General features: G+C 74.8%; 19 protein-coding genes and 1 pseudogene. 12 read left to right on the forward strand and 8 right to left on the reverse strand.

Annotated features, from left to right (window positions below; translation table 11 throughout):
* Window positions 1-166 precede the first annotated feature (166 nt).
* From ACF1GV_RS17795 to ACF1GV_RS17825, 7 genes and pseudogenes are all read right to left on the reverse strand, one after another.
* Window positions 167-982, reverse strand: a complete 816-nt coding sequence (locus ACF1GV_RS17795; RefSeq protein ID WP_391681430.1) for an SAM-dependent methyltransferase — start codon at window positions 980-982, stop codon at window positions 167-169.
* Complete coding sequence (locus ACF1GV_RS17800) at window positions 915-1,526, reverse strand: hypothetical protein (RefSeq protein ID WP_391681655.1); 612 nt, start codon at window positions 1,524-1,526, stop codon at window positions 915-917. Before ACF1GV_RS17800 ends, ACF1GV_RS17795 begins: the two co-directional genes overlap by 68 nt.
* Window positions 1,433-1,684, reverse strand: a complete 252-nt coding sequence (locus ACF1GV_RS17805) for an RHS repeat domain-containing protein (RefSeq protein WP_391681433.1) — start codon at window positions 1,682-1,684, stop codon at window positions 1,433-1,435. Before ACF1GV_RS17805 ends, ACF1GV_RS17800 begins: the two co-directional genes overlap by 94 nt.
* 48 nt (window positions 1,685-1,732) lie before the next feature.
* Window positions 1,733-2,044: pseudogene (locus ACF1GV_RS17810) on the reverse strand (hypothetical protein); the annotation flags it as partial.
* Between the two features lie 167 nt (window positions 2,045-2,211).
* Window positions 2,212-2,688, reverse strand: a complete 477-nt coding sequence (locus tag ACF1GV_RS17815; protein ID WP_391681657.1) for an HAD hydrolase-like protein — start codon at window positions 2,686-2,688, stop codon at window positions 2,212-2,214.
* 29 nt (window positions 2,689-2,717) lie between these two features.
* The gene (locus tag ACF1GV_RS17820; protein ID WP_391681436.1) at window positions 2,718-2,936 is read right to left on the reverse strand and encodes a hypothetical protein; all 219 of its coding nucleotides are present in this window, start codon (window positions 2,934-2,936) and stop codon (window positions 2,718-2,720) included.
* Between the two features lie 754 nt (window positions 2,937-3,690).
* Window positions 3,691-5,034 (reverse strand): hydrolytic protein, encoded by a 1,344-nt coding sequence (locus ACF1GV_RS17825; protein ID WP_391681439.1) that lies wholly within the window; start codon window positions 5,032-5,034, stop codon window positions 3,691-3,693.
* Between the two features lie 258 nt (window positions 5,035-5,292).
* Between ACF1GV_RS17825 and ACF1GV_RS17830 the strand changes: the two genes are divergently transcribed.
* From ACF1GV_RS17830 to ACF1GV_RS17845, 4 genes are all read left to right on the forward strand, one after another.
* A complete protein-coding gene (locus tag ACF1GV_RS17830; RefSeq protein WP_391681442.1) occupies window positions 5,293-5,982 on the forward strand; it encodes a response regulator transcription factor in 690 nt (229 codons plus the stop codon).
* Window positions 5,983-6,129: 147 nt separating this feature from the next.
* Entirely contained in the window at window positions 6,130-9,312 is a 3,183-nt protein-coding gene (locus tag ACF1GV_RS17835) for a hypothetical protein (RefSeq protein ID WP_391681445.1), read from the forward strand.
* Window positions 9,309-10,013, forward strand: a complete 705-nt coding sequence (locus tag ACF1GV_RS17840; protein ID WP_391681447.1) for a DUF4255 domain-containing protein — start codon at window positions 9,309-9,311, stop codon at window positions 10,011-10,013. Before ACF1GV_RS17835 ends, ACF1GV_RS17840 begins: the two co-directional genes overlap by 4 nt.
* Window positions 10,010-12,424, forward strand: coding sequence for an ATP-binding protein (locus ACF1GV_RS17845; RefSeq protein ID WP_391681450.1), 2,415 nt, complete (start codon window positions 10,010-10,012; stop codon window positions 12,422-12,424). Before ACF1GV_RS17840 ends, ACF1GV_RS17845 begins: the two co-directional genes overlap by 4 nt.
* Before the next feature lie 25 nt (window positions 12,425-12,449).
* Here ACF1GV_RS17845 and ACF1GV_RS17850 read toward each other — a convergent pair whose 3' ends face one another.
* Window positions 12,450-14,153 carry a DUF4157 domain-containing protein gene (locus ACF1GV_RS17850; protein WP_391681453.1) on the reverse strand — a complete coding sequence of 568 codons (1,704 nt, stop codon included), beginning with the start codon at window positions 14,151-14,153 and terminating at the stop codon, window positions 12,450-12,452.
* 257 nt (window positions 14,154-14,410) lie between these two features.
* On the opposite strand from ACF1GV_RS17850, the gene ACF1GV_RS17855 reads away from it, so the two are divergent.
* From ACF1GV_RS17855 to ACF1GV_RS17890, 8 genes are all read left to right on the forward strand, one after another.
* Window positions 14,411-15,967, forward strand: a complete 1,557-nt coding sequence (locus ACF1GV_RS17855; RefSeq protein WP_391681456.1) for a phage tail sheath family protein — start codon at window positions 14,411-14,413, stop codon at window positions 15,965-15,967.
* 34 nt (window positions 15,968-16,001) lie between these two features.
* Window positions 16,002-16,442 carry a phage tail protein gene (locus tag ACF1GV_RS17860; protein WP_361621916.1) on the forward strand — a complete coding sequence of 147 codons (441 nt, stop codon included), beginning with the start codon at window positions 16,002-16,004 and terminating at the stop codon, window positions 16,440-16,442.
* The gene (locus ACF1GV_RS17865) at window positions 16,439-16,933 is read left to right on the forward strand and encodes a hypothetical protein (protein WP_391681459.1); all 495 of its coding nucleotides are present in this window, start codon (window positions 16,439-16,441) and stop codon (window positions 16,931-16,933) included. Before ACF1GV_RS17860 ends, ACF1GV_RS17865 begins: the two co-directional genes overlap by 4 nt.
* Window positions 16,930-17,088: a DUF6760 family protein gene (locus ACF1GV_RS17870; protein WP_361621922.1), complete on the forward strand. Its 159-nt coding sequence runs from the start codon at window positions 16,930-16,932 to the stop codon at window positions 17,086-17,088. Before ACF1GV_RS17865 ends, ACF1GV_RS17870 begins: the two co-directional genes overlap by 4 nt.
* A gap of 225 nt (window positions 17,089-17,313) precedes the next feature.
* Window positions 17,314-20,595, forward strand: a complete 3,282-nt coding sequence (locus ACF1GV_RS17875; RefSeq protein WP_391681462.1) for a hypothetical protein — start codon at window positions 17,314-17,316, stop codon at window positions 20,593-20,595.
* Window positions 20,596-20,722: 127 nt separating this feature from the next.
* Window positions 20,723-21,148: a phage tail protein gene (locus tag ACF1GV_RS17880; RefSeq protein WP_363267806.1), complete on the forward strand. Its 426-nt coding sequence runs from the start codon at window positions 20,723-20,725 to the stop codon at window positions 21,146-21,148.
* Between the two features lie 72 nt (window positions 21,149-21,220).
* On the forward strand, window positions 21,221-21,943 hold the full coding sequence (locus ACF1GV_RS17885; protein WP_391681465.1) for a LysM peptidoglycan-binding domain-containing protein: 723 nt from the start codon (window positions 21,221-21,223) through the stop codon (window positions 21,941-21,943).
* Window positions 21,940-23,766, forward strand: coding sequence for a VgrG-related protein (locus tag ACF1GV_RS17890; protein WP_391681468.1), 1,827 nt, complete (start codon window positions 21,940-21,942; stop codon window positions 23,764-23,766). Before ACF1GV_RS17885 ends, ACF1GV_RS17890 begins: the two co-directional genes overlap by 4 nt.
* Window positions 23,767-23,810: the final 44 nt, after the last annotated feature.

Below are 23,810 nucleotides of genomic sequence, written 5' to 3' on the forward strand. Positions count from 1 at the left end.
GGCTCGCCGGGATGTGCACACGTTCGGCGGCGGCCGCGGCCCGGCCGGCTCCGCTGTGGGCAGGCCGGGGGCGGGGCCCGCACACAGCAGGGAGGGCTCGCCGCTGACCGACGGACCAAGACGGTAACCGGCTGGAACAGGCCGGCCGGAACAAGCGCTCGGTGAGTTAGGACAACGCTTGGCTCGTGCCGCGTACGGCCGTGATGAAGCCAGTGCCGGACGGATTGGCTGTTGGCCGGCCGTAGTGGTCAGCGACGGCGTCCAGTGGATGGATCCGGGTGTGCCAGCCGTGGTCGCCGAGCCAGTCGGCGGTCCTCGAACCCAGGCCGCCCTTCCACAGCGAGGTGATGTGCGCGACCGACGGAGCGTCGAGAACGGTCTGCCCGCTGCGTCCCCGCTCCAAGACGAGCCGGCTGACCGGGGCGGACAGTTCACCGACCGTGGTGAGCAGCCCGGCCGCCTCCTCTGCGGTGAGATAGACCAGCAGGCCTTCGACCCCCCAGGCGGTTGGCTGCGCCGGGTTGAACCCCGCGTCGATCAGTCGATCGGCCCAGGCGGTATGCAGCAGGTCCGCGGGAAGGGCCGTTCTGTCGCAGCGCGCTACGGCGGACTCCGCCGCCAGCACACGGTGCTTGAACTCGAAGACCGGCGGCAGGTCGAGCTCGTACAAGCGGATCCCACGCGGCCAAGGGAGCCGGTAGGCGCGGGTGTCCAGCCCGGCTGCGAGCAGGACCACCTGGTTGCAGCCGGAATGCAGAAGCTGGTCGTCGTAGAAGCGGGTCCGGATCACCGTCTGGGCCCTCAGGACCTTCGCCAGCGGACCGGGGCTGTGCGGTCGCATCGGCTCTCCCGACGCGGCCAGAAAGGCTGCAGCATACGGGTCATTGAACAAGGCGTTGCCGGCTGCGCTCTCGTCAGCGCGGACCTGGGCCACGGCCAGCGCCGTTTTCGACACGGCGCTCAGCAGCTGCCACTTCGTCATGACGCCCCACCGTACAGCGCTGTCGATACATCTGTGGCGATCCATTGGCGCATTGGCGGAACACAGCTGTCAGACTCGGCGAGCACCTGACCCAGCTGAGCCGCACCCCCTGCTCGGGATCCGGGACGGTGAGATGATCGAACTGCGGGATGCCCCCCCGCCGAGGGCACCAGTAGGTGTCCCAGTTCCGGAAGCCCTCAAGCACGATCTGCGTCAACACCTCTCGCAGCAGCGGGGTATGCCGACTGTGCGGCGTGGTCAGTCCCAAGACCTGCTCGGCGAACGTCATCGCTGTGCAGGCAGGGTTCGCACGTTGGCGGCCGCGTCGTATCTTGATGCGGCCGAGAGCGTCGTAGGCGTACGTGGTGCGGCGCCCGCTGGTGTCCTGGGTGACGGTGAGCTGATTGAGCCGGTTGGACCCGAGCAACCGCTTGCGGCCGTAGGGGTCCGTCAGGGTCGTCGGGTTGCCTGCGGCGTCGTAGCTGTAGGTGGTGGTGCAGTCAGCGGGCGTGTTGCCGGTGAAGTAGCCGCCGGGGGGGGGGATTGCGGCCGCCCATCCGCGTCGTGGACCCGGGTCCGCTTGCGGCCCAGCGCAGTGGTCTCCGAAGTGCGGTTCCCGTCAGCGTCGTGACCATAGGTGGTGACCTTGCCCAGCGGATCGGTGATCTGCGTGACGTTGCCGTTGGCGTCGTAGGCGGTCACCGTCCGGGTTCTGTCATGTTCACCCCAGCGGCGGCGAGTTGCCGATCAGCGGGGCGAGGTCCGCCCCCGAGCGCGCACCCGCGGCAGCGGCTGGCCCTTGGCCGCGGTGATGGCGGCGAGGAGGTTCTCGGTGCTGGTTGCGCCCATCCGCTCCAGGCTCATCAGGTGCTCGCGGGTCAGGGTGGACAGGTCGGCGAGATCGGCGACGAGGCCGGCGCCGCCCTGGATGGGCTCGATGACGACGAGGGCCGTCTCCTCGGTGACGAGCCGGACGACGCGTGTGTGGCCGAGGCCCTCGATGTCGAGCTGGTCGCGGCCGGCCGCGTAGGACAGGGCGGTGGGTCCGGCAGATCGCCGTCCGACCGCAGGAGCGTGCCGGGGCGCGGCCGGACACCAGGCCAGGAGCGCGTGGCCGGGGCCGGCCGCGGTCGGGCCGGTGGGGGAGAGGGACCATGCGCGCCGGAGATCGGTGGCTTCGAGACGGGCGAGGGGGAAGCGACGGGCGACCAGCGTCGCGACTGTCTCCCTCAGGGCCCAGGCGACGTAGCCGGTGGGCCAGTCGGCGGGGGAGTGGCCCAGGTCCAGGTCGACGTGGTGGGTCTCCAGTTCCCGCCAGGCGCGGCACAGCGTGAACCAGGCGGGGTGCCGCCGTCCCGCGAGGGCGGCGACCAGCGTGGGCCAGCGGTCGGCGGCCCCGGCGGTTGGTCGGCCGCCGGGCCTGAGGGTCCGGTCAGGCGGAACGCTGGATCGCCGAGGCCGGGCCCTCGATGGGGGGCCACCACCGTGACGGCGATGCGGAACCGCGGGTCGAGCGCGCAGATCTCCTCGACGAGGTCCTCGCCCACCGCGCCGCGGCCCGTCCGGACGAGCATCGTCCGGCACCCGGCCGCAGCGCCGGCCTGAACGTCAGTGATCGCGTCGCCGATCATCCAGCCCTCCTTCAGGCGGCATCCCCACGCGCGCGAAGCGGCAATCAGCATGCCGGGCTCCGGTTTACGGCACATGCAGCGGCGGGCTGGGTCGTGCGGGCGGATCACACCGAGTCACGCTCGATGACCGCCTGGTTGGTCACGATGACGAAGTCACGGCACGCGCTCAGACGGCGTACTGCGTCCACCGCCCCCGGGATCAGCACGACATCGGAGGCTCGGCGTACGTGGGCGCCGCGGTTCTCGATCAGTACACCGTCACGGTCGAGGAAGACGGTCGGTCGTCCCGTCCGCCCGTCTCGCTCGCCAACATGCCGGATCATCACGCAAGGCCGGTCGGTTGTCACGATGAGTCTGCTTCTGCTTCGCCTGACACAGTTGCTGCGTAGACCGAGTCGCGTGGGCGGCTGCCGATCACGCGGGGCACCGTCGCGAGCCGTCGTCCCTTCGCCGGTCGGCGTCTGGCTCCGCGCTCAGTGTGAGCTTGACAAGCCAGCCATGGTAACGGAACCGGGCACCCCGCCCGATCCGCGTCCCACGACCCGTGCTCGGCACGCCACTCGGCTCACTGTCTCGCCCTTACCGGTTACACCGGCCCCGAGCGTTCGACACCGCGATCACCGGGCCCCTGCCTGCGTAAACTGCCTGGCACCCCGGCAGCCCCGCCGCGGGACGCGCCAAGTAGGCCCACCGGGTCGTCACCGCATGCCCGGGCTGCGGGCGAGGCAAGAAGGCGACGATGAAGGAACCCCTCCCGGGTGAGCAAGGCCTCAACTGCGGCTACCGGCGCAAGGGTCAGTGGTCTCCTGTGCCCCAGGGGGACGGATCATGGGTGGCTCCATCACCATAGGTGCCGGCCGGAGCGGACGAGGAAGAGCAGGTCGAAGAGGACGAAGGAATCCGCACGAACCTGTGCGTGCCGGTCGGCGCGACGGTGCCCGGGCCCGACACCGCCACGATGATCATGATGTGTCATTTTCGGACCCGGAATTGTCGATTTCCGGACTGAACCCGCGGTCACACTTTACAGATGTAGTCACCACCGACCGAGAATGATTCGGAAGTACGACGTCCGATCTACTGGTCAGTACGACCGAGCACTCCGCTCACGTTCAGCACCTCGTGGCAGCCCTGCGCCCGCCGTCCGGTGGCCGGCGTGCCCGGCTTCGCGCAGGTCACTTCGATGGTCACGGTGTCGTTCGCGGAGATCTTGATGGGGGTGACCCAGTGGTAGTCCTGGTTGCGGAAGGTCTCCAGCGCAATCGTGGTGATCTTGCGGTCGCCGAAGGTGATCGTCATGACCCCTTCGTCACCCTGGAAGTTGGCAACGACGATGTCCGTCACACCGAACACGCTCTGCTCGGGCACCTTGTACGTCCCGGACTTGGTTTCTCCGCCGGAGGTTTTCAGGTCGATCGTCGCCGAGCTCTGCTGTCCGTCGGCCGCCGTGCCGGGCCCGGCCCCGGTGCCGCCGTCGCCGGCCCCCGGCCTTTGGCTCTGCCCCTGGCCAGGCTTGCGGACGCCGGGCGGAGCGCTCGCGCCGCCGGCGTCGCCCGACCCGCCGGCGTCGCCCGGATCCCCGGCCGTGGTGGGGCGCGGCTGCACCGCCTCGTGCGCCGCCTCCTTCGCGGCGCTGCGCACCGCGGGCCGGACCAGCGCGAACCACGCCAGCAGCAGCGCCAGCAGCGCCGCGAGCAGGGCGATCAACCACTTCGGGAACAGCGGGATCTGAACGAACTCCGCCTCCAGCGCGGGCCGGTGGACGCTGTCGTCCGGCCGCGCTGCGTCCTGCTCCCCGGTCTCGGCGGCGACCACCGTGAACGGCCACACCACCGGGGCACCGAACCACACCGGCTTGCCGGTGCGCACCCGCAGCCCGGTCTCCGCCGACTCGCCGGGCTCCAGCCTCGGCTCGGCCGGGCTGAACGCGAACGCCAGCTCCTCGCCCGCCTGGCCCGGAGTGAAGCCCACCTGCACCGGAGTGTTGCCCTCGTTGCGCACCGCCAGCCGGTAACGGCCACGCAGCCAGCCGCGCCGGCGGCGCGGGAGCAGCTCGGTGCGCAGCTCGTGGAACTCCTCGATGTGCACGGTGGTCTCGGGAACCCGCACCGCGTCGGGGTGCTCGGCCGGCAGGACCCGCACCGCGAGGGGCGTCTCTCCGGCCCGGACCTCCGGGGAGCGCGGCGGCTCCAGCCGGATCGTCACCGTCTCGGACGTGCCCGGGTACAGGGAAACGCGCGCGGGTTCCACGGTGGACCAGGGCGCGCAGTCCCCGACGACCTCCAGGCTGTAGGCCTCGACGATGTCGCTGTCGTTCCGGACGGTGAGAGTGGTCGTCGCGGTGCCGCCCGGGGCCACCGTCACGACCGGGATGTCGAGTCCGGGCGTACCGGGACCGGAAGAGGCTGCAGAAGGCGTCACACCGCCACGCTAGAAGCGTCCGCCCGGCCACGCCGAGGGACGCGAGGGCAACAACCGGGCAGTTCCGGTGCCCGCACGGCCACCGTCAACTCGCCGTCGGAACCGTGTTGTTGAGGTCACTTCCCGGCGCCCGCGCGCCGCCTTCGCGGGTCGTTCCGTCCAGACGATCCTCCCCTCAGCTCACGAAGAGGTGACGGCACCCGTTTCCCGTCAGGTGACCGCACCCACGTCCCCCGTGCAGAGAAGAGCAGCTTCGCCATGTCCCTCGCCACCTCCCACGAACCCCTCACCGCCCCCGCGTACCTGGCCGCCCGCCCGGGCCCGTCGCCACGGGTGAGCGTGACCGTCTACGCCGCCGATCCGATCCTGCGCGCCGGCGTCGTCCAGCAGTTACGCCAGCGTCCCGAGATCGACCTGCTCGGCGACACCGGCCGCGAGGCCGCGCAGGTGTCCCTCGTGGTCGTGGACACCGTCGACGACCACGTGGCCGACCTGCTCGACCGGCTGCGCGTCAACTCGGCCACCCGCGTCGGCCTCGTCGTCGGCACCCTCGGTTCCGGCGCGCTGCAACGCGTCCTGGAGTGCGGCGTCCCGGCGGTGCTGCGGCGCGCGGAGGCCGACCAGGACCGGCTCGTCCATCTGGTCCAGGCCGCGGCCAACGGCGAGGGCGTCCTCCCCGGCGACCTGCTCGGCAAACTGCTCAGCCAGGTCGGCAGCGCGCAGCGCTCCGCCCTCGACCCGGGCAGCGTGTCCCTGTCCACGCTGTCCACCCGCGAGGCGGACATGCTGCGCCTGGTGTCGGAGGGCCTGGACACCGCGGAGATCGCCCGCAAGACGGCGTACTCGGAGCGGACGGTGAAGAACGTCCTGCACGAGATCACCACCCGGCTGCAACTGCGCAACCGCGCCCACGCGGTGGGGTACGCGCTGCGCAACGGGCTCATCTGAGGGCGGCCGGGCACACCGCGCTGCCCGAAAGCACACCGCGCTCTTCCCCCGGACACGGCCCCGCGGCCCTGCCGGCCGGCGTCCGTCCGGCGCAGGGTGGCCGGGGCACACCCACGTGTGCCGCACCAGACCGCGAGGGGGACCTCCATGCGAACCGCTGGCCGCGGCGGGCGGTACCGCCCGGGCAGACTCGGGATGTCGTTGCTGCTGCTGGTCCCCCTGCTCGGGGTGACCGCGGCGGCCGGACCGGGCAGCGCCGGATCCGTGCCGAGGGCCGCTGCCGCCCCGGCGGACGCCACCCGGATCGCCTACGCCGGCACCCGGCACCGCAGTCTCGGCCGGGTGGCCACTGACACCCGCTCCGACGCGCTGTTCGGCGAGGCACCAACCCACCAGGACGTCCAGCCGTCCGCGCTCGGCGACCTCATGGTCTTCGCGAGCCTGCGCGACGAGCGGCAGCCGCAGATCTACCTGCGCGCGGCCGACGGCTCCGTACGGCGCCTGACCACCGGCATGGACGCGGCGCACCCCCGGCTCACCCCGGACGGGCGCTCCGTGGTGTTCGACGCGTCCGGGCCGGGCGGGCCGGGCGGCAGGAAGGAGCGCGACCTGTGGCTGGTGCGCACCGACGGCACCGGTCTGACCCGGCTCACCGACACCCCCGCGAACGAGGAGTGCCCGACGGTTTCCGCCGACGGACGGCGCCTGGCGTACGCGAGCGACGCCGACGCCGTGGCCGGCGAGCAGATCCACGTGCGGCCGCTGGCCGGCGGGACCGCGACCCGGGTCACCGACCCCGCGAACGGCACCGCCACCGACCCGGTGTTCAACCCGGTCGACGACGCTGCGCACCGCGACCTCATCGCGTACACCGGCGTCGCGGCCGGGCAGCGCGATCCCAGGCTCCGGGTGACCGACGGGACCACCGACGAGCCGCTGCTGGCGGGCGCGCAGGCCGGCTGGCGCACCCGGGGGGCAGCCTGGCTGCCCGACGGGACCGACGTGCTGTTCCTCAGCCCCGACCGGCCGTGCACCTGCGAGGGGAACTGGGACCATGTGTTCCGCGTGCCCGCGCATTCCGAGGCCACGCCCCAGGTGGTGCTCAGCGAGAACCGTGAGGTCACCTCGGTCACCTGGCTCGGACCGCGCGACCGCGGCCGCGCGGTCGTCGAACGCGACACGGCGGCCGACGGTCACGAGGTGACGCTCCAGGACGTCCGGGCGGACGGCTCCGACCCGCGCGACCTCGGGTTGCCGATCCTCAAAGAGGACCCGGCGGCCGACACGAACACCGACCCGGCGAAGGACCCGCTGTTCCGGCCCTCTGCGAAGTTCGACCCGTGGACCGAGCGGCAGAACTACACGCCCGACGGCCGCCGCATCGCGGTGACCCGCTTCGAGGACGGCGGCGACGGCCGGGTCGAACGGATCTGGATGGTGGACGCCGACGGCCGGAACCCTGCCAGGCTGCCCCTCGCGGGGCGCGGCGAGACCGACTGGGACACCGATCCGACGTTCTCCCCCGACGGCAAGCACCTCGCGTTCACCCGCACATCGCCGGGCGGCGTCGGTGGGCCCAGCCGCATCCTGATCGCGGACGTCGCGACGGGTGCGATCACAGGGGAGATCACCCCGCCGGCCGGGGAGCGGGCGGGCGGCGACGCCCAGCCCGCCTGGTCCTCGGACGGCACGACCCTGGCGTTCACCCGCAACGAGGTGATCGGCGGGGGCGGCGGCAACAAGCACGTGTGGATGGTGCCGGTGACCCGGCTGGACCGGCAGCGGGACCTGAGCGCCACCATCTGCCCAGGCGCCTGCGAGGTCATCGACGACAGCCCGGCGTTCTCGCCCGACGGCCGCTCGCTCGTCTTCAACCGCAAGAACGGCGGCGGCCGGATCGACGAACACGCCGGCCTCGTCCTGACCTCCCTCGCCGGCGACGACTGCCAAGTGCTGCTGCCGCCCACGGCCCGCGACCTGCCAGGCGCGTGCCGGCGCGAACTGCCGGAAGCCACCGGCCCGTTCCAGCCGCGTGACGCTGCCTGGACCGCCGACGGCACCCGCCTGGTGATCAGCGCGCGCCCCGATCGCGCGGTCAACAGCCCCGAGGAACTGAAGGTGCTGGACCTTGCCACCGGGAAGCTCACCCATCTGATGACCTCGCTGCCGGGCCGGCAGAAGGAGCCGAGCGTCCAGCAGTCGGTGAACCTCGCGGTCCGGGCGCCCGGCACCACCCCCGAGGTCACCGTCGACACCTCCACCACGATCGGCGTGGACCTGGTGAACAAGGGGCCCGCCGCGTCCCCCGGCACCACCCTGACCATCGCCCCGCCGTCCGGCGTCGGCGTCACCGGGGTCACCTGGCCCGGTGGCACCTGCGACGCCACGGCGCTGACCTGCGACGTCGGCGTCGTGGGGCCGGGCGCCACCGTCACCGTGGACGTCACCCTCACCGGCCTCAGCCCCGGCGACCAGCCGGTAGGCTGGTCGGTCACCGGCACGGTGCTCGACCCGGAGCCCGGCGACAACGCCGGCCGGACCGTGGTCCCGGTGCGCGAGGCCGCACCGCCCCCGCCCCCGCCGACGCCCACCCCCACTCCGATGCCGACCCCGGCTCCGACGCCGCCCCCGGCTCCGAAACCCAGGCCGACGCCCACCGTGCCGCCCGAACCGCCCGCGCCTGCGGCCGGGCCCGGGGTACGGGTCACCGCACAGCCCAACCCCGGCTACGTCGGCGGGCGGGTCGTGGTGACGTACACCGTGCGCAACGGCCGCAACGCGCTAGCGACCGGACTGCGGCTGCGCATCGGCCTGCCCCGCGGCATCCCCCACAACGGTCCGCCGCCCGGCTGCGACGCCACCTGGGAGTGCGCGCTGCCCGACCTGGAACCGGGCACGAGCACCGTCGTCCGCATAGTGCTCAGCCCCGACAAGGCGATGACCGGCCGGGTCACCGGCCGGCTCACCACCACGGGCACCGACGCCGACCCGCGCGACAACACCACCCGGACACGGCTGCGCATCCTCCAGCCGCGCATCGTTGCGGTGCCGGGCATCGGCAAGCCCGGCTTCGTGACCTCCGTGCGCGGCAAGGACTTCCCGCCGGGAGCGCCGGTGCGCTTCACCTGGAAGCCCGGGATCACCGCGGCGGCGGCGCCGACCGTCCCCGCGCCCGACGGCACCTTCATCGGCCAGCTCCTCATCCTCGCCAAGGACCAGACAGGACCGCGCGTCATCACCGCCAAGGGGCCCGGCTTCTCCCCGGTGACCACCGACTTCCTGGTGGTCAACGGCAGCATCCAGCCCCCGGACGAGGTGACCCGTCGGTGATCCACGAGGTCGACGAGGCCCTGCGCCGGCTGCTCGCAGAGTCCGGTCTTGAGGCGTCCGGCGTCGAGGTCGTCTTCGACGCCCCCACCCGCGACTGGGCCGCGCGTCGCAGCGCCCCCACCGTATGCGTCTTCCTGTACGACATCCGGGAGGACGCCACCCGGCGCGGCAGCGGCGCCGGGGAGGTGTACGACGCGGACGGCCACCTCGTGGCGCGGCGCAGCCCGCCGCGCTGGTTCGAGCTGACGTACCTGGTCACGGCGTGGGCGAGCCGCCCGCAGGACGAACACCGCCTGCTGTCCCAGGTGCTGGGGACGCTGGTGTCCGCCGAGACGCTGCCCGGCCGGCTGCTCACCGGCACGCTCGCCGACCTCGGGCTGACCGTCGGACTGGACACCACCGGGGCCGGGGAGTACGCACCGTCCCCCGCCGACGTATGGTCGGCGCTCGGCGGTGAGCTGAGGGCGTCGCTCCAGGCCCGGGTGCGGGCACCGCTGGCCGGCGTGACCCGGGCGGCCGCCACGCCCGTCACCGAGGGCCTCGTCGTGCGCTCGGCCACCCGCGGCGCGGACGGCGCGGCGGCACCGGGCCGCCGGCTGCGCTACCGGGAGACGACCGACCCGGGCCCGGACGGCTTCGCCGGCCCCCGCGACCGCGGCCCCGCCCCCGCCCGCCGCCGCCGAGGAGACCGCCAGCCATGACCCCCACCCCGAACCGAACGTCCCCCACGGCCCGGGCGTCCGCCGCGTCCGGAGCGACGGCCGCCGCGCCCGGCACCGCCGCCACCCCCGTCGCGTCCGGCACGCCCGGGGCCGCGGCACCCGCCGATCCCGGCGCGCTCGAGACCACGCGTGCCGTGCCCGGGACCACCGCCGACGTTGCATCCGCCGTCTCGGGGTCCGAGCCCGGCACCACCGGCCGCGCTGCGTCCGCCGCCCCGGCACCTCCCGGCCCCGACCGGTCCGGTGCCGCGGCCGCCGGGGCCGTCGACGGCGGTCCCGGCGCCCCCGGCGGGACCGTTCCGCCCGTGCCGCCGGCGTCCGGCGGTGCGGAGGTGCTGTGGGGGCGGTTGGCACTCGTCGAGGAGCGGGTGCGGCGGGCCGTGGCCGGGCGGCGGGCCGGCGACCCCGATCCCGGTGATCCCTACCGCGGGCAGTACCTCGCGCCGGAGGCCGTCGCCCGGCTCCTGGACGAGCCGGGCGGCCTCGACGTACCCCCGCACGAGCCGTGGGAGCCGCCCGCCGGATCCGTCCTCGGCCGTCTCGCCCGGCGGTTCGGGCTGTCCCCGCTGGACCTGGACCTGCTCCTGGTCGCCCTCGCGCCCGACATCGACGCCCGGTTCGAGCGCCTCTACGGCTACCTCAACGACGACCTGACCCGCCGCCGCCCCACGGTCGGGCTCGCCCTGGAGCTGTGCGGGCCGGCCGGAGCGGTCGCCGCGCGGTTCCGGCTCGCCCCCGGCGCACCGCTTGTCGCCGGCGGCCTGGTGGAGGTCAGGGAGCCCGAACGGCCCCCGCTGTCCCGGGTGGTGACCGTGCCCGACCGGGTCACCGCGCACCTGCTTGGCCACGACCGGCCCGACGTTCGGCTCGCCGGCGTGCTCGACGAGGTCCACCCGGACCCGACCGCCGATCCCGCGGACGTGCAGGGGGCGGCGGCCGCGGCCGGCACCGGTATCGGGCTCGTCCATCTGCGCAGCCGGGGCGGCGACGCCGCCGGGCTCGCCGTCGCCGCCCTGCGCACGGCGGGACCACACCCGCTCGCCCTGGACGCGGCCGCGCTCGCCCGCCGCCCGGGCGACGTACCGGAACTGGCCCGTCTCGTGGCTCTGGAAGCCCGGCTCACCGGCGCCGCCGTCGTCCTCGGCCCCCTCCAGGCGCTCCCCGGGGAACCGGCCGAACGGGCCCGCGCCGTACGGGCGGTGTGCGCGGCACTGCGCGGCATCCCCCTGATCACGCACGGCTCGATCGGCTGGGACCCGGAATGGGCCGCCGACACGCCGGTCACCCTGGCCGTGCCGGCGCCATCGCCCGAGCGGCAGGCCGCCCGCTGGCGGCACGCCCTCCAACGGGCCGCCGCGCACGACGCCCACGGCCCGGGACGGCGCCTCACGGCGGACGACGTGCCGGACCTCGCGGAGGCCGTCGCCGCGCACCGCCTGGACGCCCGGCAGGTGGGCCGCGCCGCCGACGTGGCGGTGCGCACGGCCGCCGCCGCGGGGCGCCCGGTCGGCCCCGACGACCTGCGGGCCGCCGTGCGGGCGCAGAACGGCGCGGGGCTCGACCGGCTCGCCCGCCGGGTGGAGCCGGGCGTCGGCTGGGACGACCTGGTGCTGCCGCCGGCCACCCACCGGCGGCTGCGGGAACTCGCGCTGCGCGCCCGCCACCGCGAGCAGGTGCTCGGGCAGTGGGGGATGCGGCCCGGCGGCGGCCGCGGCCGCGGCGTGATCGCCCTGTTCGCCGGCGAGTCGGGCACCGGCAAGACCATGTCCGCCGAGGTCGTCGCCGCCGACCTGGGCATGGACCTGTATGTGGTGGACCTGTCCACGGTCGTCGACAAGTACGTGGGGGAGACCGAGAAGAACCTGGAGCGGATCTTCACGGAGGCGTCGGCGGTCAACGCCGTGCTGCTCTTCGACGAGGCCGACGCCATCTTCGGCAAGCGTTCGGAGGTGAAGGACGCGCACGACCGGCACGCCAACATCGAGTCGGCGTACCTGCTCCAGCGCATGGAGTCGTTCGACGGGATCGCGGTGCTGACCACGAACCTGCGGGCCAACCTGGACGAGGCGTTCACCCGGCGGCTGGACGTGGTCGCGGACTTCCCCGTGCCCGACGCCGGTCAGCGGCTCGCGCTGTGGGAGCGCTGCCTGGGCGGTCGGCTGCCCCGCGCCGCCGACCTGGACCTCGCCTTCTGCGCCGACCGCTTCGAGCTGGCCGGCGGTTCCATCCGGGCGTGCGCGGTGACCGCCGCCTACTTCGCGGCAGAGTCCGGCGCGCCGCTCACCATGCACGGGCTGGTGACGGCGATCGCGCAGGAGTACCGCAAGCTGGGCAGGCTGGTCCTGGAGGGCGAGTTCGGCCCCTACCTCCAGGCGGCCGTCGGCGCCTGAGCCGCGGCCGCCCCCGCCGGCCGGGTCATTTCTTCTTCCTGGCCTTGCTGTACTCGCTCACCCCGTCCTCGTACGGCACCGCCTCGAGGCCGGGGTCGGACACCATCGCGAAGTCGTCCGGGTTGCGGACCAGCCGCACGCTGCCGAACAGCTCCTCGGGGATGACCAGTTCGTCGGAGCCGTGGTACGTCATCACCGGCCCGGCGGCGTCGGCGGCGCCGCTCTCGCTTCCGCTCTCGAACGCGAAGCCGTCGTCGGAACCGCCGGAGGCCTCCACCACCTCGACGTCCTCGCGCACATAGACGGCGACCAGGAAGCCGCCCCACTGCCGTGCCTCCTTCTTCGCGGCACCGGAGCCGGACGCCGACTTCCCGGCGGGCGCGACGACCGGTGCGACGTAGAAGCCGTTCCCCTTGCCGGTGCCGGCTCCCTTGCCGAACTTCTCCGCGTCGGGTCCGTGCGCGATCAGACTGCCGATGCTCTCGACGTGGGTGCCGTGGAACCCGACCAGGCGGTAGCCGGACAGGCTCTGCGTTATCTCGGCCTGGCGCCGGGTACGGTCCTCGTCGGACATCTCGCGGCGGAACTCGTGCGGTTGCGCCAGGCCGATGTCGTCCTGGTCCCACTGGCCCTCGTCCCAGTCCTCTCCGGTGACGGACGGGGAGGAGGCGACGCTGGTGCTGTCCGACTCCTCGTCGCTGCTGCTCTCGCTGCTGCTGTCGCCGCGGGTCCGGGTGGGGCGGAAGAAGCCGCCGCCGCTCTCGCTGTCGCTGCTGGAATCGCTGCTGGAATCGCTTCCCTCCTGGGCCCGCGCCCGGGCTTCGACGACGGACCGCACCGCACCCCACACCGCGTCGCCGCCCACGGGGCCGTCCAGCCGCTGGAGTTGTGCGAGTACGCGCTGGAGGATGGCCGGTTCCGCCCAGTTGAGCGGGGCCGGACGGGTGGGGTGGCCCACCAGCCACACCATCAGGTCGGACGCGGAACGGATCGTGGTGGGGCCCTCGGTGCCGCCGCCCTGGATGTCGAGTTCCAGACGCTGGACGTCCACCGCGGCCCGCTGCACCGCCGGGCCGCCGGCCGCCGCCCGGTGGTCCACCGCGCGGGCCACACCGAGGTCGCCGGAGGCGTGCACATGCGCGTCCTGGGCCGGGGCCGGGGTGTTCATGACCCGGTGGGCGGTGGTCTCCGCCTCCTTCTCGAACCGGTCGGACGGGTCGGACACGCTCAGCCCGGCCCCGTTGTCGGTTCCGGCGACGGGCCCCTGGCGCTGCTGGACGACGTGGGTGAGTTCGTGCGCCAGGGTGTGCGAGTCGCCGCCGCCGTCGCCGAGGACGACGTGGCTGCCCGAGGTGTAGGCCCGGGCTCCGATGGCGCGGGCCGATCGCGCGGCCGCGGCGCCGGTGTGCAGGCGTACGTCGGAGAAGTCGGTCCCGAACCGCGATTCCATGTCCTGGCGGACCGGTGCGGCCAGGGGTTTGCCGGAGCCGCGCAGCACCTCGTGCACACCCGGGTCGGGCTGTTCCTCGACCGTCACGGGACGGACCCTGCGGGCGATCATGGCGGTGACCGCGGCGTTGCCCGCGTCGCCCTGCGCCGCCCGCAGTCCGTCGGCGGTGAGCGGTGGCGGCACGGCGGCGCCGGCGCCCGTCTCGCGGCGGGCGGCGGCCGGGCCGTCCGCGTCCTGCCGCACCTCGTCCTGCTCGGCGTGCGCCCCGGACCTTCGCATCGCGCTGCCTCCTCGTCGGCACACCCCTGCTGCGGCCCTCAGTGGACCGCCCGGCCCGCGGGGCCGTCCAGGGACGTACGGGCATGTCGGGGGGCAGGCGAGGGCGGCGAAGGGGCCGCCGCGGCGGACGGGAGGGGCAGCGGTGCTGCCCCCGGCATGGTCCCCGCGTCCCTGCCGGTCGCGGCCAACGGCCGCGCAGACTCGTCCTGGACACAGCTGGACGAGCCGAACGAGCCGCAGGACCCGAAGGAGCGAGCATGCCGACGTACCTCACCCCGGGCGTGTACGTGGAGGAGGTGCAGTCCGGTGCCCGGCCGATCGAAGGGGTCGGCACCGCCGTCGCCGCGTTCGTCGGATTCGCCGGGAACGGCCCGTTCCACACGCCGACGCTGGTCACGAGCTGGGACCAGTACACCCAGCTCTTCGGCGGCTTCACCGAGGGTGCCTATCTGCCGCACGCCGTCTACGGCTACTTCGCCAACGGTGGCGGCGCCGCCTACATCGTGCGCATCGGCGGGCACGCCGACGACGCCTCGGCCCCCGCGACGGGCGACGCCGCCCGGCGGCCGGCTCCGGCGGCGCAGCCGGTCGCCCTCGGCGGCTTCCTCGTCGCGGCCCGGCCCGGTGTCACCGGCGTCTCCGTGGAGATCGCGGACGCCGAGGGCGAGAACCCGCCGGAGGACCGCTTCAAGGTCCTGGTCCGCCAGGGCGACCAGGTCGCGGAGACCTACGAGGCCTCGGTCCGCAAGAACGTCAAGGGCTACCTCGTCAACCAGGTCCGCGCCTCCAGGCTGATCCAGGTCGCCGAGCAGCAGGGCGCCGCCCAGACCCGGCCGCCCGCGCAGACGCTCGCCGTGCCCGACGCCCCGGCCGCGCCCGCCGCGACGGCCTCCGACGTGGCCCGCCTCGACCCGGCGGAGTACGTCGGAGACGCGGGCGCCCGCACCGGCTTCGGCGGTCTGGAGAGCATCGACGAGATCACCATGGTCGCGGTGCCGGACCTGATGAGCGCCTACCAGCGCGGTGACATCGACGCCGAGGGCGTGCGCACCGTGCAACTCGCCGTGATCTCGCACTGCGAGCAGATGGGCGACCGCGTCGCCGTCCTGGACACCCCGCCCGGCCTCACCGCGCAGCAGGTGCGCACCTGGCGCAACGACGAGGCGGGCTACGACTCCCGCTACGCCACCCTCTACTACCCGTGGGTGCGTGTCTTCGACCCGGCCGCCGGCCGCAACACCACCGTCCCGCCGAGCGGCCACATCGCCGGCGTGTGGGCGCGCAGCGACGCCGAGCGCGGTGTGCACAAGGCACCCGCCAACGAGGTGGTCCGCGGCGCGGTCGACCTGGAGCTGCGGCTCAGCAAGGGCGAGCAGGACCTGCTCAACCCGATCGGCGTCAACTGCGTGCGGGCCTTCCCCGGGCGCGGGGTCCGGGTCTGGGGCGCCCGCACCCTGTCCTCCGACCCGGCCTGGCGCTACCTCAACGTGCGCCGCCTGTTCAACTACCTGGAGGAGTCCATCCTCCTGGGCACCCAGTGGGTCGTCTTCGAGCCCAACGACGACCGGCTGTGGTCCAGCATCCGGCGCAACGTCACCGCGTTCCTCACCGAGGAGTGGCGCCGGGGCGCGCTGTTCGGCCGCACGGCCGAGGAGGCGTTCTACGTCAAGTGCGACCGTGACAACAACCCGCAGGAGTCCATCGACCAGGGCCGCGTCGTCTGCGAGATCGGCGTCTCGCCGGTCAAGCCCGCGGAGTTCGTGGTGTTCCGGCTGGCCCAGTTCTCCGACAGCACCAGCCTCATCGACGAGTGACCCGCGGGTCCACAGGAAAGGGTGACAGACAGTCATGGCAACGGGCGACGCACTGTCCACACACGTCTTCGGCGTGCAACTCGGCGGCTACCTGGTCGAATCGATCCAGGAGATCAGCGGCCTGACCGTCGAGGAGGAGGTCGTCGAGGTCAAGCAGGTCACCGCGGAGGGCAAGCAGATCATCCGCAAGCAGCCGGGCGCCCGGCAGGCCGGCGAGATCACGATCACCCGGGGACTCGACCAGAGCAGCGAGTTCACCAACTGGATCAAGGAGACCCTCAACAACGGGGCGGTCAACTCGGCCCGGCAGAACCTCACCATCGAGATCAAGGACTCCGAGGGCAGCACCGTCCGCCGCATCCAGCTCATGCAGGGCTGGGCCTCCCGGTGGGAGGGGCCGTCGCTGCGGGCAGGTGAGTCGTCCGCGGCGACCGAGTCCGTCACGATCGTGTTCGAGGAGATCGTGGTCGAATGAGACGCCGTACGGTGACGGCGGGCAGCCTGGAGGAAATCCTCCAGGCGACCGAGCCCGCCCCCGCCGCCGAGCCGGCGGCGGCGCCCGCCCCGGCCGCCGCGTCGCGCCGCGAGGAGCACGGGCTGCGCACCGAGTTCGAGTTCGAGCTGCCGCGCGGGTACGTCGACGAGGCGGGCACCGTGCACCGGCACGGCGCGATGCGCCTGGCCACGGCACGCGACGAGCTGCGTCCGCAGATCGACCTGCGCGTGAAGGAGAATCCGGCGTACCTGAGCGTGGTCCTGCTGAGCCAGGTGATCACCCGGATCGGCACGATCACCGACGTGCACGCCGGGGTCGTGGAGCGGATGTACGCCACCGACGTCGCCTTCCTCCAGGACTTCTACCGCCGTGTCAACAGCGAGGGCCACACCCGCGCCGCGGTGACCTGCCCGCACTGCGAGGGCGGCTTCGAGGTCGACCTCTCGGGTGGGCGCCTGGGGGAATCGTGACGTACGCCCTTCCCCGGCTCCGGGAGGAGATCGCGTACATCGCCTACCACTTCCACTGGCGTCGCGAGGAGATCCTCGACCTGACCCATGACGAACGCCGGCAGTGGGTCGCCGAGATCGCCCGGATCAACACCCGTATGAACGAGGGCGGTTAGCACATGGCATGGCGGGACAGGCTCCGTCGCCGTACCCTCGCGGCCCGCTCCCGCGTCCCGGGCCCGCCGCAGGCCCCGCGTCCTGTGAGCGGCCCGGGTGCCCCGCATCCCTTGGGCTCCTCGGGTGCGGCAGATTCCGCGGGAGCCTCCGGCGGGCCCGGCGTGCCCGGCGGCGCGCAGGGAACTCCGGCCGGCGCGCGCGGGCCCTCGGGCGCGGGCCGTTTCGTGCCGCGCGACTGGGACGGGGGCTGGCGCCGTACCGCCGCGCCGGACCTCACCCTGTCCCTGGCCCCGCTCGGGGTCAGCGACGGCCTCGCCTTCCGGGCCGGGCTGACCGCCTGGCAGAACCCGTCGTTCGACCGCGGCCTCGGACACGCGCTGACGCCCATGGCCCCCACGGGCCTGGTGCGCGGCGTCACCCGCCCCGCGACCCCGCGGCCCACGCCGCCAGCCGGGGGGCCCCTGCTGCTGAGAGCCCTGCGCCCGCAGGGGGCGGAAGCCCCGGCCGACGACTTCACGGACCCGCGGACCCCCGGCCCCGCCGTGCCGGGCCAGGGCTCCCGGGCCGCCGCGACCCCCGGCAGCCGGACCGCCGACCGGACGGCCCCGGCGTCACCCGGCGAGGCCCCGGCGGGACCGCGACGGCAGCCGGCGACCGGCTCGCCCGGCGGTACTCCTTCGCCCGGCCCGACCCCTTCGCGTGGCGGCACTCCGACGCCCGGCGGGGCTCCTTCGCGTGGCGGCACCCTGCCCGGCGGGGCTCGTTCGCAAGGCGGCGCCTCTGCGCGCGCTGACGCCTCCTCGGACGCTGGCGCCGCCCGTGCCGCCGATGCCGCCTCGCGCGCCGGCGCCGACCGTGCCGCCGGCGACCGTGCCGGGGCTCGCGGGTCGTCGGACACCGGGCCCGGCCGCTCCCGGGGCCTCACGTCGCAGCAGTCGCCCGGCGTGCTCTCCCATGCCGCCACAGCGGCCACGACGGGCTCCCGGGCCGTGACGCCGGACGGCGCCGGTGCCGACACGGCGGCCGTCGCGACCGGTGCCGCTGCGGGCTCCGGCCACGGCACCGCCGCCCCGCCGACCCCGCTCGTACGCCGGGTGGCGGTGGTCCCTCCGGCCGCCGCCCCGGGGCCCCGGAACCGTCCCGTCGCGAACGGCGCCGTCCACGACGGCGGCCGTACGTCCGCGCCCCCGGCCGCCCGGCAGGGCGCCCCGACGGCCGGAGCGCGAGCCGCACGCGACGCCGAGCAGCCGCAGACGCCCCGCGCCCCCCGGACCGGCGAGCCGCGCGCCCGCGTCCGCGCCGTCCCGACGGGCGTCGGCCTGACCGTCGCCCGGCGCCCGGCCGCGCCAGTGCGCCGCCTCGCAGCGGTGCACCCGGCCCCCGGCGCCACCCCCGCCCCGGCGACGCCCGAACCGGTCGGCCCGCCGACCACTGCCTCCGTCCAGCGCACAGGAACGGCGAGGCCCGAACCGGTCGGCCCGCCGACCTCCGCCTCCGTCCAGCGCACAGGAACGGCGACGCCGACGCCCGCCGGCCCGCCGACCACCGCCTCCGTCCAGCGCACCGCGTCGGCGGCGCGCGGCCGGGCGCCGCTCGGTGCGCCGCTGGACGGCCTTCCTCCGACGGCGATCCCGCAGCCGCAGCCGCAGCCGCAGGCCGCCGCGCGGGCCGGCGCCGGCACGGCACCCGGTCCTGCGCTGCCCGTCCTCCAGCGCCGGACCGACGACGCCCCCGCGCCACACGGCGACACCCGCACGGGCACCGGCGGCCCGGGTGCGGCGGGGGCGGACACGCCGGACGTCCACGACGGGGCGCCGGGCACGGCACCCGGCGCCCCTGCCGGCGCCCGCGACCGGACCGCGCCCGGCCGGGGTGCTTTTGGCGCCCACGTGCGCGGCGGCCTCGGCGCGCCGCTGTCCGCACTCCCGCCCAGTGCCGCCCGCCCCGCCGCCACCAGGCACTCGTCCGGGGGCGCCTCCTCCGAGTCGTCCCCCGGGGCGTCGTCGGCCACGGCGCCGTCGGCCACGGACGTCCAGCGGGCTCCGGCACGTCGGGCAGGGGGCGCCGCGACCGCTTCGGCGCCGTCCGCCTCGGCCGGCACACCGGCTGGGGACGCACCGCTGCTCGGGACGGCCGACGTTCAGCGCCGCCTCGCCACCCCGGCCGCGCCACCCGCCGTGCCCGTCGCCGGACCACTCGACGGCCCCCTCACACCGCTGCTGACGCCCCCTCAGGCGTCCGGCAGCGCCCGGACTCCGGCGCCGGACGTGCCGGCGCCCGGCCCCGGGCGCATCACCCCGACGCCCGCGCCCGCGGTTGACCAGGCGTCCACGCCCGTCGCCCTGGCGAGAGCCGACACCGCGCGCCCGGACGCCGTCACCGCGCACGCCCCGGCCGCCCACGGCGCCCACGGCGCCCACGGCGCCCCCGGTACCGCGGGCAGCCGGACGTCAGCAGCGGCGGCCCGGGCAGGCTCGCTCGGCGCTCTCCCGCTCACCGTGGCCCGTTCCGCCGTCCCGGCCGCGTCCCGTACCGTTCCGCTGCTCGCCGGCCGCCCGCTCACCCTGAGCACGCGGCCCCCGCAGGGTGCGGAGTCACGCGCCGCCGCCCCGGCCCGCGGCCGCCCAGTGGTGGCGGCGCGCTGGCCGGGCGCACCGGCTGACGCACCCGGCGACACCGCTCGGCCCGCCGAGGCGCCGGCCCGGCGCGGGGACGCCGGACGGACCCCGGGCCGGGCCGAGCCGCCGGTTCAGCGCCGCACCGCCGGGGCGTCCGCGGGCCGGGCGTCCGCACCGGCCCCCGCGCGGGCCGCCGGAGCGGCAGCACACCCGGCGCCGTCGACGGCCCACCGAACCTGGCCCGTCGCGCCGCACCCGGCACACCACGGGTCCGCGGCCTCCGCGGTGCCCTACGTCCAGCGGGCGGCGGCCGATGCCGTCCCACCGCACATGCCGGGCGCGGGGCCGTGGGCCGGTGGACCGTCCGACGGGTCGCCGCGTCACCCGGACGCCGTCCGGCGCGTCCCCGTCGTCCGTCCCGATCCGCCGGGGCCGTCCGCGGCCGGTGGGCCCGTCGCCGTACCGGCGCGCCCTCTGCCGGTGACGGCCCCGCAGGCCCCGCCGCTCGCGGGCCGTCCGCCGCCGGCCCCGGTGCGGCCGGCTCCCGTGGCCCGCGCACGGGTCGCCTCGCCGGGCACGGCTGCGCCCGTGCAGCGCGACGCCACCGGCGCCGCCGCATCCGTCCGGGGCGTACCGGCGAAGGAGACGCCGGCACGCGGCCGGCCGCGGTCGGCGTCGACGGGCTCGCTCCCGTCCTTCGCCCCCGCCCCCGCCTCCACCGGTGCGGGCAAGGCGGCGGCCCGTCGCCCCGAGAACCCGCGGGCCGAGGCCGGTCTCGACCTGGACGACCTGGCGCGGCGGCTCATCGACCCCGTGGCCCGGCTGCTGCGCGCCGAACTGCGCCGCGGCCGGGAGCGCACCGGCCGCCCCCATGACGGACGCCGCTGAGAAGCGCCCGCGACACACGACAGACCCCACCCACCACACGACGCACGACATGCACCACACGACGCATGACAGACCCCCGCACCACACGACGCGCAACCGACGACCCCCGACTGGCAAGTGACGAGGAATGACCGACAGCATCTTCGCGACGAGCGTGTTCTTCCGGCTCGCGATCGGCGGCAGCGATCTGGGCGCCTTCAACACCTGCTCCGGCATGGGCGCCGAGGTCGAGATGGAGACGTACGCCGAAGGGGGCAACAACGGCTTCACCTGGCAGCTCCCGAGCCGTGTGTCCTGGTCGAACATCACGCTCACCCGTCCGGTCACCGCGGACACCGCGAAGATCGCCCGCTGGCTCGACGAGACGCTGAAGCGGGTGGAGCCCAAGGACGGCGAGATCGTGGCGCTGAGACCGGATCTGAGCCGGATCATCAGCTGGCAGGTCCTCGGGATCGTCCCCGTGCGCTGGCAGGGTCCCTCCTTCGACCCCGCCAGCTCCCAGGCGGCCATCGAGACCCTGGAGATCGCCCACCAGGGACTGCGCCCCTCCTGACCCGCCCCCGACCCCGGGACGCCGTCCCACCCGTACCCGACCGCCGCCCGCCCCCGGAAAGGAAGCCACGGCATGTTCTCAGCGGTCCGCTCCAGCCGGGCCCGGGCCCAGCTCACCCTGAAGGAGCCCCCGACCTCCGTCGGCGCCAAGCCGGGCGGGACGATCGCCCGGCTCGACCTCCAGTTCAACCCGTCCACGCTCCAGCTGCGCAAGACCACCGAGTGGCGGCGCACCCCGTCCCGGATGGCCGGGCAGTCGGCGCTGCCCGAGTTCGTCGGCAGTGGCCCGCGCGAGCTGAGCCTGGAGGTGTTCCTGGATGCCACCGCCACCCATGACAACTCCGTGGAGCTGGCGGTGGAGACGCTGATGGAGGCGTGCGTGCCGACCCCGGCCAGCCTCGGCCGCAAGAAGCCGGCCAGCCCGTGGGTGCGGTTCGAGTGGGGTACGGCGCGTACCACCTCGTTCGACGGCGTGCTGTCGAGCCTGTCGGTGACGTACACGCTCTTCGACGTGGACGGCAAGCCGCTGCGGGCCACCTGCGCGCTGTCCATCGAGGAGGCGAGCGTCGACCCGCCGGGCCAGAACCCGACGTCCGGTGCGCGCACCGCCCGCAGCATGCACACCGTGGTCGCAGGCGACAGCCTCGCGCTGCTGGCGTGGCGGGAGTACGGCGACGCGACGGCCTGGCGGGTCATCGCCGAGGCCAACGACATCGACGACCCGATGGCGCTCGTGCCCGGCACCGAACTGGTGGTGCCCGGGCTGCGCGACGCCGGGGCCGAGGAGGAGCAGTGACGACACCCGAGGCGCGGGGCGGCCGGTCGTTCGCGGCGGACCCCGTCATCGAGACGCCCGGCGAACTCCCGCGAATCTGGGCCGCCCAGCTGGTGAGCTGCGTGGTCGACGAGAACATGGGACTGCCGGACGCGGCGGTGCTCACCTTCCGCGACCCGGACCACGAATTCCTCCGGGCCACCGGCATCACCATCGGAACGCCGGTGCGGGTGTCGGTGGTGACCGTCTCCGGGCAGGCGCGGGAGCGGCTGTTCGACGGCGAGGTGACCGGCCTGGAGGTCGACCGCGACCGCACCGGCTCGTTCACGGTGGTGCGCGCATACTCCCGGGCGCACCGCCTGCAACGGGGCCGCAAGGTGGTGGCGTACCGCAACATGACGGCGGAGGCGATCGTGCGCAAGGTGGCCGCGGGCGCCGGGCTGGCGTGCGGTCGGGTAGAGGCGGCGCCCGTCACCTACCGGCAGCTCTCGCAGGCCAACGTCTCCGACTGGGACTTCCTGCAGTACCTGGCGCAGGAGAGCGGCGCGCAGGTGCACGTCGACGACAAGGGACTGCTGCACTTCGCACCGCCGCGGAAGGCGTCGGGGGCGCCCGCGCCGTCCACCCCGGCCACCCGCGATCCGATGGTGCTGGAGTACGGGCGCAACCTGGTGGCGCTGCGGGCCTCGCTGTCGGCCGCGGACGGCGCCTCGCAGGTGGAGGTGCGCGGCTGGGACGTCACGACGAAGCGGCCGCTGGTGGCCCGCGCGCCGTCGGTGGAGAGCGACACGGTGGTGCCGGGGCTGAGCCCGGCGCTGAGCGCGCGGTTCGGCAGGTCGTCGAAGCTCACCGTCACGGACACGCCGTACCGGACGCAGGCGGAGACGACGGCCGCGGCGGACGCGACGGCCGCCCACGTCAGCGCCTCCTTCGGCGAGCTGGAGGCCGTGGTGGAGGGCAACCCGCGGCTGCGGGCGGGCCTGCCGGTCGCGCTCGGCAACGTCGGGCAGGCGTTCTCCGGCCGGTACACGGCGACGGCAGTCCACCACGTCCTGGAGCCGCACGGCGGGTACCGGACGACGGTCTGGGTCAGCGCCAGCCCGGACCGCTCCCTGACCGGCCTGGTGACCGGGGCGAACGCGCCGGCCCGCAGCCCGCGCATGCCCGGTCTGGCGATCGGCGTGGTGACGGACGTACGGGAGCCGGGCGGTTCGCAGAGCGGCGGCGTACGGCTGAAGTTTCCCTGGCTGGACGACACCTACGTCACGGACTGGGTGCGGACCGTGCAGTGGGGCGGCAAGGGCGGCGGGGGTGTCGTCAGCCCCGAGGTCAACGACGAGGTGCTCGTGGGCTTCGAACAGGGGCTGCTGGACGCCCCGTACGTCATCGGCGGCCTGTACAACGGCGTGGACACCCCCTCGGCGCACGACGTGCCGCTCGTCGACGGCACCAGCGGCCGGGTCAACCGCCGCTCCCTGGTGTCGCGTTCGGGCCACCGGGTGGAGCTCCTCGACGCCCGGGCGCCGGGTCCCTCCGGCGTCCGGCTGCGCAGTGCCGACGAGCGTCTCGAGGTGTTCCTGGACGACCGGCGGGACCGCATCGAGCTGACCGTGTACGCGGGCCGGACCCGGCAGGCGCTGACCTCCGTACGGCTCGACAGGAAGGGCATCACGCTGGATGCCGGCCGGGGCGACGTGAGTGTGTCCGGCCGCAACGTGGACATCCAGGGCCGGGTCGGCGTGAACGTCGCAGGCCGCGAGGTCCGCGTGTCCGGCAGCTCGGAGGTCACCGTCGATGGCGGCCTGCTGGGCGTCCTCAAGGCCAAGCTCATCCGCATCAACTGAGCCCGCACACCCCTCGACTCGACTGAGCCCGCCATCCCTCGACC

The sequence above is a fragment of the Streptomyces sp. NPDC014006 genome (genome assembly GCF_043088925.1).
Taxonomy (GTDB): domain Bacteria; phylum Actinomycetota; class Actinomycetes; order Streptomycetales; family Streptomycetaceae; genus Streptomyces.